Raw genomic sequence first — 12,434 nt, 5'->3', positions numbered from 1 at the left:
TCGGCGGGTGCCGTTTATCTGGTTTCCTAATCAGGAGCACCCACATGTCGATCAACAGCTTTGGCCATCTTTTCCGCGTGACCACCTGGGGCGAAAGCCACGGACCCGCCTTGGGTGCCACGGTTGACGGCTGCCCGCCAAACGTGCCGCTGACGCCAGAGATGATCCAAGTCTGGCTCGATAAGCGCAAACCCGGACAAAACAAATACACCACCCAACGGCGCGAAGCCGACGAGGTGAAAATATTATCCGGCGTGTTCGAAGGCAAAACCACCGGCACGCCCATCCAGCTGATGATCGAAAACACCGATCAGCGTTCGAAGGATTACGGCGACATCGCCGAAAAATTCCGCCCCGGCCATGCCGATATCACCTATTGGCAGAAATACGGCATCCGCGACTATCGCGGCGGCGGCAGGTCCTCGGCCCGCGAAACGGCAGCCCGTGTTGCCGCTGGCGGCGTTGCCCGTGAAGCCATCAAGATGCTCGCACCCGGAATCAAGATAACCGGATACATGGTGCAAATGGGCGAATATAAGACCGACAAGCGCGACCTTTCCCAAATCGACCAGAACCCGTTCTGGGTGCCTGACGCCGATGCGGCAGCCACATGGGCGGACTATCTCGACGGGCTGCGCAAATCCGGCAGCTCAGTGGGTGCGATGATCGAGGTCGTCGCCTCCGGTGCACCCGCAGGTCTCGGCGCGCCGGTTTATGCCAAGATCGACACCGACCTCGCCGCTGCCATGATGTCGATCAACGCCGTCAAAGGCGTGGAAATCGGCGCAGGAATGCAGGCCGCGATGCTCACCGGAGAAGAGAACGCGGATGAAATCAGCATGGGGCCAGACGGCCCGGTTTACAGCTCAAACCACGCAGGCGGCATCTTGGGCGGCATATCCACCGGTCAGGATTTGGTGGTGCGTTTTGCGGTGAAGCCGACAAGTTCAATCCTGACGACCCGCAGGACCGTGACCAAATCCGGCGAAGACACCGAGATCATCACCAAAGGCCGCCACGACCCCTGCGTCGGCATCCGCGCCGTTCCCGTGGGGGAGGCGATGATGGCCTGCGTGATCCTTGACCACATCCTGCTGCATCGTGGTCAGAATGGCGGCAATCAGGGCGCTATCGGGTAGCCTGCTTGGAAAGCTGAACCGCCAAAATGCCGGCGGTGATGACCGCGACCCCGATCAGGTCCCAAAACCCCAGGCTTTCTCCCAGCAGAACGGCCGCAATTGCGACCCCGAAAAACGGGTTCAAAAAGTGAAACGTCGCCGCCTTCACCGCCCCAATTCTGGCAACCAGAACGAACCAGATAAATGTCGCGATAATCCCCGGAACAATTGCCGTGTAGGCAAAGGCCAGCCCCAGCGGCACATTCCAGTCAATCCGCATGTCCTCGAAGACAAACGCCACAACACCCAAAACGGCGGCACCCACCAACATCTGCAAGCCAACAACCATCATCAGGTTCCCCCCGGATGACGCCCCCCGCATGGCCAACGTCGCCACGGCCAAGGCCAGTGCCGCGATCACGCAAAGACTGACCCCAACCAGATCAATCCCGCCTTGCAAGCGCGCGCCCATAATCAGCGCGACACCGGCGAAACCCACAATCAAACCGACGACGCCCAGCAACGGCAACCGATCGCGCAAAACCACCCATCCAATCAGCCCGACCAACAGCGGCATCGAAGACGCGATGATCGCCGCCAAAGACGCTTGAACCGTCTGCATCGCTACAAAGTTCAGCCCCAGATAAATCGCGTTCTGGCAGATCCCAAAGATCACCACCGCCCGCCACTGCCCCTTGGTCAGGCGCCAGTTCTGGCCCAGCGCCCAGGCGATGCAAACCGCGATCACCCCGGCAATTAAAAACCGCAGTGCTGACACCGTCAGCGGCGGCGCTTGAGTGACGATAAATCGCGCCGAAGTAAATGCGCTCGACCAGATCAACGCGAAGGCCAGCCCCATCACAATCGCTTTGAAATCCACGCACCGCTCCTGGCTTCGTTTTGGCGAAAATACTCCCGCCGGAGGCGCAAAGATCAGGCGCGCCGGCAGGCGCACAATCAGGCCAAACATCGCAAAAGAAAAGGGCCGCCCGAAGGCGACCCCAAATTCTCTAAGATTGCGAGAAGGCGATTAGCCGTTCACGCTGTCCTTCAGTGCTTTCGCGATGGTCATCTTGACCACTTTGTCCGCGTCTTTGTGGATCTGCTCGCCCGTGGCGGGGTTGCGGACCATGCGTGCTGGACGCTCGCGGCAGTAGATTTTGCCGACGCCTGGCAAAGTCACGGCGCCGCCGCCGGACACTTCGCGAGTGATGATGTTGATGATACCTTCCAAAGCCGCAGTTGCGCCTTTTTTGTCGGTGCCTGCTTCTTCAGCCAGTGCTGCGACCAGTTGTGTTTTGGTCATTGGTTTCGACGCCATGAGCTGTCTCCCTCTTAAATCTTATCCCCAATCGGTGGGGGCTTATTGGGCGAATCTAACTGAATATAGAGGCGGACCACAACGATTAGTGTGCCAAAAGCCCTATTTTTCTGCGTTTTTCTGCCATTTCGGAGGGTTAGAGGAAGGCTGTTTCCTCAAAACTGCGCAATTTCCGCGAATGTAGCCGCTCCAACGGCATCTCTGACAGCCGTTCCATAGCCCTAATTCCGATCAAGAGGTGTCGCGCAACCTGCGTTTTGTAGAATTCTGAGGCCATGCCCGGCAGCTTCAATTCGCCATGCAGCGGCTTGTCGGAGACGCACAACAATGTCCCGTAGGGCACGCGGAACCGGAATCCATTGGCCGCGATCGTGGCGCTCTCCATGTCAAGCGCAATGGCGCGGGACTGGCTCAACCGGTGCACCGGCCCCGACTGGTCGCGTAATTCCCAGTTGCGGTTATCAATGGTCGCGACAGTACCCGTCCGCATGATCCGCTTCAGGTCGTAGCCTTCCAGCTCGGTCACTTCCTCAACCGCGTCCTCCAAAGCAATCTGCACCTCGGCCAGCGCGGGGATGGGCACCCAAACGGGCAGGTCGTCATCCAGCACATGGTCTTCGCGCAGATAGGCATGGGCGAGGACAAAATCACCAAGCGATTGCGAGTTCCGCAACCCCGCGCAGTGCCCCACCATCAACCACGCGTGCGGCCGCAACACCGCAATATGGTCGGTGGCCGTTTTGGCGTTGGATGGACCAACGCCAATGTTGACTAGCGTGATCCCGGACCCATCGGCTTTCTTCAAGTGATAGGTTGGCATCTGCGGCATCTTTTCGGTCACGGGAATTGGACCGTCATGGTCGGTCAGCACGTGGTTACCGGTGCTCACAAAGGCCGTGTAGCCACTGTCCGGATCAGCAAGCATCTGGCGCGCGTAGCCCTCGAATTCCTCAACGTAGAACTGGTAGTTGGTGAACAGCACATGGTTCTGAAAATGCTCCGGGTCGGTCGCCGTGTAATGCGCCAGCCGCGCCAGCGAATAGTCGATCCGCTGCGCCGTGAACCCCGACAAATGGTTGCTGCCATCGGGGTGGGTCATGCTGTGCCCATTCACGATGTCATCATTGGTCGTGGACAGGTCCGGCACGTCAAACACGTCACGCAACGTGAACGACATAGCGCCGTCTTGCGGCACGGTCAGATCGGGGTCGGCAGCGGCGGCAAAATGCACCGGCATAGGCGTATCGGATGCGCCAATCTTCACTTCAACCCCATGGTGCTCGATCAACAGCCGGATCTGCTGCTTGAGATAGCTGCGGTAAAGATCGGGTCGGGTGATGGTTGCAGAATAAGTTCCCGGAGACGCGACATGCCCAAAACTCAGCCTGCTATCAACCTGCGCAAAGGTCGTCGTGGTCAGCCGGATTTCCGGATAGAAAGCACGGTAGCGTGCGGTAGGCGTAGCGCCGGCAAGTGCAGCCCCAAACTTGGCCGTCAGGAACCCTGTCGCCGACATATACAACTCGCAAAGCCGGTCGACCGCCTTTTCAGGGTCGGAAAAGAATTCCGCAGCGGGTGTTTCGACGGTTTCTACGGGCAGGTCGGCGTCAGATTTAATCATTCAGTGTCCTCAAACAGTTCTGTCATTTCAAATTTGGTCACATCCACCAGACCCAGATCAGAGATCCGTAACTCCGGGATGACAACCAATGCCAGCAGCGAGTGCTGCATATAGGCGTTGTTCAATGTGCAGCCGCAGGCCTGCATGGCCGCGACCATTTGGTCGGCCTTCGCGGCCACGTCTTTGGCAGGGCTGTCGCTCATCAGGCCCGCAATCGGCAGTTCCACCAGTGCCAGTTCCGCGTCATCCTTCCAGACGGTGACGCCGCCGCCGACCTCGCCCAAACGGTTGGCCGCCTTGGCCATCATCTCGCGCGACGTTCCGATCACGATCATATGGTGACTGTCATGCGCCACGGTGGAGGCCATGGCCATCTCGCCTGTATAGCCGAAGCCCTCGACCAACGCGTTGACCACGTCGCCTGTGGCGCGATGCCGTTCGACAAGCGCAATTTGCGCGATGCCACCTTGTGCTGAGATTAGTCCCAGTTCCACCTGAACTTCACGCTTCAACGCTTTTGTAGGCGCTTGATTTTCGACCACGCCAATCACATTGGCGGTCAGTTGTTCAGCCTGTATTGGGGCATGTATCTCAAAGTCTGCCGCATCTAGTGCCTTGCCCAGTCTCACTGTCTGCCGGGCGTCAGTGGGCCAATCCAAATGCGGGCATTCCGTCGTGATCGTACCGCCCTCGGCCACCACCTTGCCCTGCGCCATCACCCATTCAATCGGCAGTGTCTCAAGGTCAGACGTTAGAATCACATCCGCGCGGCGGCCCGGGGCAATGGACCCCAGCTCCCGCTCCAACCCGAAATGCGTCGCCGTATTGATTGTGGCCATCTGCAGCGCAATCACCGGGTCACATCCGCACGCAATCGCGTGGCGCACCACCCGGTTCATATGCCCGTCATTGACCAACGTGCCGGAATGGCAGTCATCCGTGCACAGGATGAAACCGCGTGGGTCCAACCCCTTTTTGGTCACCGCAGTGATCTGCGTTTCCACATCATACCAGGCGGAGCCTAGGCGCATCATCGACCGCATCCCCTGCCGCACCCGCGCAATCGCGTCCGCCTCGCATGTGCCTTCGTGATCATCCGCCGGCCCACCTGCCGCATAGGCATGAAAGTTTGGGCCAAGATCGGGCGAGGCATAATGCCCACCCACCGTCTTGCCCGCCTTCTGCGTCTGCGCAATCTCCGCCAGCATCTGCTGGCTGCCGTTCACAACTCCGGGGAAATTCATCATCTCCCCCAAGCCTATGATCCCCGGCCAGGACATGGCCTCCGCCACGTCATCCGGCCCAATCTCATAGCCGGTCGTCTCCAACCCCGGGGCGGACGGCGCGCAGCTTGGCATCTGAGTAAAGATAGAAATGGGCTGGATTAGACCCTCATCATGCATCAGCCGTACACCGGGCAGGCCCAAAACATTCGCAATCTCATGCGGGTCGGTGAACATTGTCGTCGTGCCATGCGGGATCACCGCGGCGGCAAATTCGGCAGGCGTCAGCATCCCGCTTTCAATATGCATATGCCCGTCGCAAAGCCCGGGGATCATGTAGCGCCCCTGCGCCTCAACGATCTCGGTATCAGGTCCAATGCAATGAGAGGCGTCTGGCCCACAATAGGCGAACCGCCCGTCGGCAATCGCCAGATCATGGCCTTCCAGCGTCTCACGGGTGTGCACATTCACCCAAATGCCACCACGAATAACCGTGTCCGCCGCTTCGCGTCCTGCCGCCACAGCCACCAGCCGCGCCGCACATTCCGCCCAAGTTTTTAATGAGGTCTGTTCCATGTACCAATTGTCATGACTAATCCGGCAAGCGCAAGTCGCAAAAATGCTAGCGCGGCCGCGACCGGCGTGATTACGTACCCCAAACGGGAGGCTCTCATGGACGGCACACGCAACAATATCGAACACTGGCAGGAGCGCGTCGATCTGGCCGCCGCCTTCCGCTGGACCGTGAAGCTGAACATGCATGAAGGCGTGTCCAACCACTTTTCCCTCGCCATCAATGACGACGGCACCAAGTTCCTGATGAACCCCAACCAGATGCATTTCAGCCGCATCAAGGCGTCCGACATGCTGGTCATCGACGCCAACGACCCCGCAACTCTGGAAGGCCCAAACGCCCCCGATCCGACCGCTTGGGGCCTGCATGGTGGGCTACATCGCCACTGCCCACATGCGCGCTGCGCCATGCATGTGCATTCCGTGCACGCCACGGTGCTGGCCTGTATGAAGGACAAGATCCTCCCCCCGCTGGAGCAAAACGCCGCCATGTTCTACGACCGCCAGGTGGTTGACGACAATTACGGCGGGCTGGCGTTTGAGGAGGAAGGCGAACGCTGCGCGCAGCTGTTTGATGACCCCAAGAAGAAGGTCATGATTATGGGCAACCACGGCATTATGGTCATTGGGGACACCGTCGCGGAAACCTTCAACCGCATGTATTTCTTCGAACGCGCCTGCGAGGTCTATATTCGCGCGCTGCAAACCGGCCAGCCGCTGTCGATCCTGCCCGACGAGATTGCCGCCAAGACAGCCGACGAGATCGAAAACTACCCTGAACAAGATATCCGGCATCTGGCAGAGCTGAAGGCACTGCTGGATGAAGAAGGCTCTAACTACGCTGAGTAGGACCCCACAGACATGCAATACGGCCTGAACGAAGAGCAGGAGATGATCGTCTCCACCGTGCGCAGCTTTGTCGAAAAAGAGATCTATCCGCACGAGGATCTGGTCGAACGCACAGGCGAGGTCCCCGCCGAAATCGCGCAAGACATCAAGCAAAAGACCCTCGATCTGGGCTTTTACGCCTGCAACTTCCCAGAGGAAGTCGGTTGCGCGGGCCTGTCCCATTTGGATTTCGCATTGGTCGAACGCGAGCTTGGACGCGGGTCGATGGCGTTGAACCATTTTTTCGGTAGACCTCAGAACATCTTGATGGCGTGCGAGGGGGATCAAAGAGAGCGCTACCTTATGCCTGCAGTGCGCGGCGAAAAAATGGACGCGCTCGCGATGACCGAACCCGGCGCGGGCTCCGATGTGCGCGGCATGAAATGCAACGCAGTGCGCGACGGGGGCGATTGGGTGGTGAACGGCACCAAACACTTCATCTCCGGTGCTGAACACGCTGATTTCATCATCGTCTTTATCGCGACCGGCGAGGACGACACCCCGCGCGGCCCCAAAAAACGCATCACCACGTTCCTCGTGGATCGCGGCACACCCGGCTTCACCATCCGCGACGGATACAAATCGGTGTCGCATCGCGGCTACAAGAACATGATCCTGGAATTCGACGACTGCCGCCTGCCCGACGCGCAGGTTTTGGGGCAGGTTGATGGCGGTTTCGCCGTGATGAATGAATGGCTCTACGCCACCCGTATCACCGTCGCCGCCATGTCCGTAGGGCGCGCGCGCCGGGTCTTCGACTACGCGCTGAACTACGCCGCCGAGCGGGAACAATTCGGCCAACCTATCGGCAAGTTCCAGGGTGTCGGATTCCAAATCGCCGATATGATCACCGAAATTGATGCCGCTGACCTGCTAACGTTGGCAGCCGCAGACCGGCTGGACAAATCCATGTCGTCAAACCGCGAAATCGCCTCGGCCAAACTCTATGCCACGGAAATGCTGGCCCGCGTCACCGACGCCGCGATCCAAATTCACGGCGGCATGGGTTTGATGGATGACTATCCGCTGGAACGATTCTGGCGCGATGCCCGGGTTGAACGCATCTGGGACGGCACTTCAGAAATTCAGCGCCACATCATCGCCCGGGACCTCTTGCGTCCACTCGGCGCTTAAGCCAGCGTTAAGGCTAATGGCCCCCGTTTCGACATGCCTTCGGCGAGGATATTTTAAACATGGAAAGACAGACTGAGCCTTCAGTACACGGTCCAGCGCCCTGTGTGATCCACTCAAACAGGGCGCCTTTCCACGTTGCGGCCATTGGCGTCCCCGCCTGTACCGCCCTCCGAAAAAAGCGCGCTGACCCTAATATTTTGTTACGTTCCATGTTTAAAAATATCCTCCCCGAAGGGCCGCGCTGATGCAGCCGCTGCTCCGCTTGTTCAACCCAAAATCCATCGCGGTCATTGGCGGCGGGGCATGGGGTGAAGCCGTTCTGCATCAAGCGCAGAAGTTTGGCTATGTCGGCACACTCTACGCAATCCACCCCAGCAAACCCGAGGTGGCTGGGGTTAAGGCTTGGACAGGCGCGCATTTGTTGCCCGAAGCACCAGATGCCGCCTTTGTCGGTATCAATCGTGAAGCAACGGTCGGAGCCGTCGAACGATTGCGAAAGAAGGGCACAGGGGGTGCCGTCTGCTTTGCTTCAGGATTTGCGGAGGCAACCGCCGAAGACGCCAGCGGCGCAGACGCACAACAGCGATTGTTGCGCGCCGCCGGTGATATGCCGATCCTGGGGCCCAATTGTTACGGCTTCATTAATGCGCTTGATCGTGTCGCGATATGGCCGGATCAGCACGGTCTGGTTCCGGTGGACAGCGGCGTCGCCATCCTGACGCAGTCGTCCAACATATCGATCAATCTCACGATGCAGATGCGCGGTCTTCCCATTGGGTACATGGTGACGTGTGGCAACCAAGCGCAGCTTAGCCAAGCCCATATTGCGGAAGCGCTTTTGGACGATCCGCGCGTCACCGCTATTGGCCTGCACATTGAAGGGTTTTCCGACCTGCCCGCGTGGGAGCGGTTTGCCGCAAAGGCCCATGCAGCGAAAAAACCTGTGGTCGCCCTGAAGGTCGGCGCGTCCGAACAAGCCCGCACCGCCACCGTGTCCCACACCGCGTCCCTGGCGGGGCAAGACAGCGGCGCGCAGGCCTTTTTGGATCGGCTGGGTATCGTGCGCAGTCCGGACCTTTCCAGCTTTCTTGAGACATTGAAGCTGTTGCACATGACCGGCCCATTGGCGTCCCGCAACATAGCGTCAATCAGCTGTTCGGGCGGGGAAGCCTCGCTTGCCGCCGATATCGGAAAGGCAAAGGCGGTTCGCTTCCCGCCACTAAACGACCGACAGAAAACGGACCTGCGCGCCGCACTTGGGCCTAAAGTGGCGTTGGCCAACCCGCTCGATTACCACACCTATATCTGGCGCGACGAGGACGCGATGACGGCCGCCTGGTCGGCAATCGTTGACCCCGCTCTGGCGCTGACAATGATTGTTGTGGATTTCCCACGCGCCGACCGATGTGACTCAGCGGATTGGGATTGCGCCATCAACGCCGCGCTGCGCGTCAAGGCGGATACCGGGGCCAACATTGCGATGGTGGCCTCCCTGCCAGAACTGATGCCGGAAGAGGTCGCCCACAGACTAAGCGCGGGCGGCGTTGTGCCGATGAACGGTTTGCCTGCGGCTTTGCAGGCCATGGCGGACGCACAGCGCAAGGCACCGTCTGCCGCAGCGTTGCTTCAGCCTGGCCCGGACCGTGACGCGGTTTTGCTCAGCGAAGCCGACGGCAAACGGGCGCTCTGGTCCTATGGCCTCGCAATCCCAGGTGGCACTTTGCTGCGCGACCGCACCGACCTGTCCAACGTGACAGATTTGCGCTTTCCGGTCGTCGCCAAGGTGCAAGGGCTCGCCCACAAAACCGGGGCGGCGGGCATCGCGCTTGACCTGCAATCCGTACAGGACATTGCCGACGCATTGCCAAGACTGGCAGAGGGCGCAGTCCTGATCGAAGAGATGGTGACCGATGTGGTTGCGGAACTGCTTATCGGCGTCGTGCGCGACCCCGCCCATGGCTTCCTGCTAACGATCGGCGCGGGGGGCACTTTGGCGGAGCTTTGGGACGACACCGCCTCCCTGCTCATCCCCGCCAGCGATGATGATATTGCGGCGGCGCTCGACACCTTGCGCATTGCGCCATTGCTGTCGGGTTACCGTGGCAAACCGCCGATCGACCGTAAAGCGTTGCTTGACGCAATCAACGCGGTGCAGGCTTATGTGACCGACCATGCCGACACCTTGGCTGAGATTGAGGTGAACCCGCTCCTCTGCACCCCAACCGACGCCATTGCTGCGGATGCCCTGATTAGGAAAGCCCCATGACCAACCCCATTCAAACCCACCGGGATGGCCCCGTTCTGCTGGTCACGCTGGACCGCCCCAAGGCCAATGCAATCGATCTGGCGACCTCCAAAATCATGGGTGACGTGTTCGCCGATTTCCGCGACGACCCCGACCTGCGCGTCGCCATCATCACCGGCGGCGGGGACAAGTTTTTCTGCCCCGGTTGGGACCTTAAGGCCGCCGCCGACGGCGATGCGGTCGATGGGGACTACGGGGTTGGCGGATTCGGCGGGCTGCAAGAGCTGCCAAACCTGAACAAGCCGGTCATCGCCGCTGTCAACGGCATCGCATGTGGCGGCGGGCTGGAACTGGCGCTCAGCGCCGATATCATTCTGGCCGCCGACCACGCCAGCTTTGCCTTGCCCGAAATCAAGTCAGGCACAGTCGCTGACGCCGCGTCGATCAAGCTGCCCAAACGCATCCCGCATCACATCGCGATGGAGCTGCTTTTCACCGGCCGTTGGTTCGACGTGGAGGAGGCGCATAAATGGGGCCTGGTTAACGAGATCGTCCCTCAAGCACAGCTGCTCGACCGCGCGTGGGAGATGGCGCGTCTGCTCGCCTCCGGCCCGCCGCTGGTTTATGCCGCGATCAAGGAAATCGTGCGCCACGCCGAGGACCACAATTTTCAGGACACGATGGACCAGATCACCGGGCGCAAGTTCAAGACTGTTGATACGCTCTATTCCAGCGAGGATCAGCTTGAAGGCGCCAAGGCCTTCGCCGAGAAGCGCGACCCCGTTTGGAAGGGCCGCTAAGCCTTCTTGAACACCGCGATCACGGCTTTGTCTTCAGCATGGCCATCATCGCGAGTGCCGTCATAAATGATCGTTTCATGCAGGAATAGACCCTGTACCTGATTGGACAAGGCATCGAACTTGGTCGCAAAGCCGCGCGCCTCGAAATGTTCTGCATTGATGGTCAGGGCGAACAACGCGCCCGGTGCTGATACCCGCAGCAACTCGTCAAACGCCTCCGGCCCGACATGGCCGTGGGTGAACGTGCCGGCGCTGACGACGCCTTGATAGGTCCCGTCTTCTACGTCCAAGACTCCTGTCAGATCGCCTTCAAACAGGTTCTCATAACAGTCCTTCATCGCAGCCTCCGCCAGCATGGCAGATGAAATGTCGGTGCCGTCAATCGGCGCGACCCCCAGCGCGTTCAGCGCGACGCCCACCAAGCCGGTCCCAGCGCCCACATCCAACACGGGGCCTTTGCCATCCGCGCGCGCGAACGTCTCCGCCACAGCCTCCGGCAATTGATAACCGGACGCTGCCGCGAAACTGTCATCGTAGGTTTCCGCCCAGTCCGAATACAGCTTCAGCGAGTCTTCAGGCGTCTCAAGCGCATACGCGCCATCCAAATCCGGCTTGGTCACGACACAAACTCCTCCGCGCTATAGCCTTGCAGGAACAGCAAAGCGGTCAGGTCGCCATGGTTAACACGAAAATCAGCCTGCGCCTGCACAGAAGGCTTCGCATGCAGCGCCACACCCATTCCCGCGCGGGTCAGCATGCCCAGATCATTGGCGCCGTCACCCACAGCGAGCACCTCGTCATCGGTCAGGCCCAGCTTGGCGGTCAGGTCGTCCAGCGCCTCCACCTTGGCTTCCTTGCCAAATATGGGCGGGATCACGTCGCCGGTTAAAGCTTCGCCTGTGATCACAAATTGGTTAGAGCGATGCTCATCAAACCCAAGATGCTCCGCAACGGGGCCCGTAAACGCGGTGAACCCGCCTGAAACCAATGCTGCATAGCCGCCCGACGCTTTCATCGTTGCCAGCAGTGTTTTGCCACCGGGCATGTAGGTGATGCGTTCAGCCAATACCGACTCTAACACAGCCTGATCTAGCCCTTTCAGCAACCCAACGCGTTCCCGCAAAGCCCCTTCAAATTCTATCTCGCCGTTCATCGCGCGGGCAGTAATCCCCGCGACCTGCGCACCAACGCCGGCATAATCAGCCAATTCGTCAATGCATTCCTGCTGGATCATCGTGCTGTCCATATCCGCCAGCAGAAGCCGCTTCTTGCGGCCCGTCGAAGGATGCACCAACACATCTACTTTCAACTCCTGCAGGTCCGCCCACACGCTGTCTAAATTGTCCGGAACACTCGCCAACCCAAACTCCGCCGCCACGTCCGGCATCAGCCAAACCGCATCACCGCCGCCCCACGCGTTGCGCAGCGACTCGATCAGCGCGGGCTCCAGCACTGGCGTCTCAGGGTTGGTTAACAGCGAGGCCACAAACATGGTTAAGTTTCCAATCGTG

11 protein-coding genes are annotated in these 12,434 nt (G+C 59.7%); 5 read left to right on the top strand and 6 right to left on the bottom strand.

What is annotated here, in order from left to right; all coding sequences use genetic code 11:
* Positions 1 to 44: 44 nt before the first annotated feature.
* Positions 45 to 1,139, top strand: coding sequence for a chorismate synthase (aroC, locus tag Q0899_RS14040; RefSeq protein ID WP_299193560.1), 1,095 nt, complete (start codon positions 45 to 47; stop codon positions 1,137 to 1,139).
* Here aroC and Q0899_RS14035 read toward each other — a convergent pair.
* The 4 genes from Q0899_RS14035 to Q0899_RS14020 form a co-directional block, all read right to left on the bottom strand.
* Positions 1,129 to 1,998 (bottom strand): DMT family transporter, encoded by an 870-nt coding sequence (locus tag Q0899_RS14035; protein WP_298361166.1) that lies wholly within the window; start codon positions 1,996 to 1,998, stop codon positions 1,129 to 1,131. The two genes, aroC and Q0899_RS14035, sit on opposite strands and share 11 nt — an antisense overlap.
* A gap of 150 nt (positions 1,999 to 2,148) precedes the next feature.
* Positions 2,149 to 2,439 (bottom strand): HU family DNA-binding protein, encoded by a 291-nt coding sequence (locus Q0899_RS14030; RefSeq protein ID WP_298294997.1) that lies wholly within the window; start codon positions 2,437 to 2,439, stop codon positions 2,149 to 2,151.
* A 136-nt stretch (positions 2,440 to 2,575) separates the two neighbouring features.
* Positions 2,576 to 4,060: an AMP nucleosidase gene (locus tag Q0899_RS14025; protein ID WP_299193557.1), complete on the bottom strand. Its 1,485-nt coding sequence runs from the start codon at positions 4,058 to 4,060 to the stop codon at positions 2,576 to 2,578.
* Complete coding sequence (locus tag Q0899_RS14020; protein WP_299193555.1) at positions 4,057 to 5,859, bottom strand: adenine deaminase; 1,803 nt, start codon at positions 5,857 to 5,859, stop codon at positions 4,057 to 4,059. The genes Q0899_RS14025 and Q0899_RS14020 overlap by 4 nt, the downstream gene beginning before the upstream one ends.
* A gap of 96 nt (positions 5,860 to 5,955) precedes the next feature.
* On the opposite strand from Q0899_RS14020, the gene Q0899_RS14015 reads away from it, so the two are divergent.
* The 4 genes from Q0899_RS14015 (at position 5,956) to Q0899_RS14000 (ending at position 10,923) form a co-directional block, all read left to right on the top strand.
* Positions 5,956 to 6,705, top strand: a complete 750-nt coding sequence (locus tag Q0899_RS14015; RefSeq protein WP_298294991.1) for a class II aldolase and adducin N-terminal domain-containing protein — start codon at positions 5,956 to 5,958, stop codon at positions 6,703 to 6,705.
* Between the two features lie 12 nt (positions 6,706 to 6,717).
* Positions 6,718 to 7,878 (top strand): acyl-CoA dehydrogenase family protein, encoded by a 1,161-nt coding sequence (locus tag Q0899_RS14010; protein ID WP_299193553.1) that lies wholly within the window; start codon positions 6,718 to 6,720, stop codon positions 7,876 to 7,878.
* A 244-nt stretch (positions 7,879 to 8,122) separates the two neighbouring features.
* Complete coding sequence (locus Q0899_RS14005) at positions 8,123 to 10,144, top strand: acetate--CoA ligase family protein (RefSeq protein WP_299193551.1); 2,022 nt, start codon at positions 8,123 to 8,125, stop codon at positions 10,142 to 10,144.
* Complete coding sequence (locus Q0899_RS14000) at positions 10,141 to 10,923, top strand: carnitinyl-CoA dehydratase (RefSeq protein WP_298294985.1); 783 nt, start codon at positions 10,141 to 10,143, stop codon at positions 10,921 to 10,923. The genes Q0899_RS14005 and Q0899_RS14000 overlap by 4 nt, the downstream gene beginning before the upstream one ends.
* Here the strand turns inward: Q0899_RS14000 and Q0899_RS13995 are convergent.
* Both Q0899_RS13995 and serB read right to left on the bottom strand, forming a co-directional pair.
* Positions 10,920 to 11,543: a methyltransferase domain-containing protein gene (locus Q0899_RS13995; protein WP_299193549.1), complete on the bottom strand. Its 624-nt coding sequence runs from the start codon at positions 11,541 to 11,543 to the stop codon at positions 10,920 to 10,922. The two genes, Q0899_RS14000 and Q0899_RS13995, sit on opposite strands and share 4 nt — an antisense overlap.
* Positions 11,540 to 12,415: a phosphoserine phosphatase SerB gene (serB, locus tag Q0899_RS13990; protein WP_299193547.1), complete on the bottom strand. Its 876-nt coding sequence runs from the start codon at positions 12,413 to 12,415 to the stop codon at positions 11,540 to 11,542. The genes Q0899_RS13995 and serB overlap by 4 nt, the downstream gene beginning before the upstream one ends.
* Between the last annotated feature and the right edge of the window lie 19 nt (positions 12,416 to 12,434).

It is taken from the genome of uncultured Litoreibacter sp. (assembly GCF_947501785.1).
In the GTDB taxonomy this organism is placed as follows: domain Bacteria; phylum Pseudomonadota; class Alphaproteobacteria; order Rhodobacterales; family Rhodobacteraceae; genus Litoreibacter.
This window is presented reverse-complemented; position numbering and strand designations above follow the sequence as displayed.